Origin of the sequence: Bartonella sp. AP57NXGY (genome assembly GCF_042195805.1) — a bacterium.
Taxonomy (GTDB): Bacteria; Pseudomonadota; Alphaproteobacteria; order Rhizobiales; family Rhizobiaceae; genus Bartonella.
The window spans coordinates 1-819 of record NZ_JBHIOZ010000457.1 but is presented as its reverse complement, the minus strand read 5'-3'; the positions used below and the strand labels follow the sequence as shown (position 1 = coordinate 819).

Here is an 819-nt window from a genome sequence, read left to right as displayed (position 1 = left end):
TGTGAATGTAGTGGCAAGGGCGTTCTTGATCAAGTTGATAATTTGACATTTGTAGAGGATTGGGCGCGTGAGAATGGGGCTTCTGAAATGGAGATCTTGGGTCGTTTAGGTTGGAAGCGCGCATTGGACAAGCAAGGCTATGGCATAGCTATGCTTTATTATAGGAAGGAATTGTGACATGGGGAGCAAGACACCAACAACGACAGAACAGAAGCAGGTACAAACAAGCGCCCCTCCAACTTGGATGCAGAATGTCTTTAAGCGTGGGGGTGCAGATGCGTATAACATGTATGATACAGGGATGGGTGGTAATGTATATGGGGGACCTCGTGTTGCACCTTTAAGTGCTCCAACTTATCAAGCAATTGGAGGTCTTGGAGCTATTCCTCATCAGTATCAGAATTATATGAATCATTTGATGAATACTCCAACATCGTCTGCGAGAAACCTTAACTGGATTGCATCTGGTGGTTTGATGGGACCGAATTCTCAATTTGATGAGGAACTTAAAGAGGGCTTAAGTGAAATAAGAAATAGTATTAATCGACAGTTTTTAGGTAGTGGTCTTTATGGCTCTAGTGCGCATAACAATGAGTTACAGAGGGGGCTTAATGATGAATTAGCTCGTATCAAGTATCGCCAGCGTGATAGAGATTTACAGCATATGATGCAAGCCAATTCGATGATTGATCAACTAAATGAAAACCGCTTAGGCATGATAGGCAACTTATTCCCCTCTTACAATAATGCCTATTCGAATATGTTGCAGGGGTCATCTGTTCTTAATGACTACAATCAACGCCTTGTTGATGCCAATAG

The 819-nt window shown here is 42.5% G+C and carries 1 protein-coding gene; it reads left to right on the top strand.

Annotated elements, in window-relative coordinates; translation table 11 throughout:
* Positions 1 to 178 precede the first annotated feature (178 nt).
* Positions 179 to 819, top strand: a 641-nt coding sequence (locus tag ACFIL8_RS11460; protein WP_375689904.1) for a hypothetical protein, incomplete at its 3' end; no start/stop codon positions are given.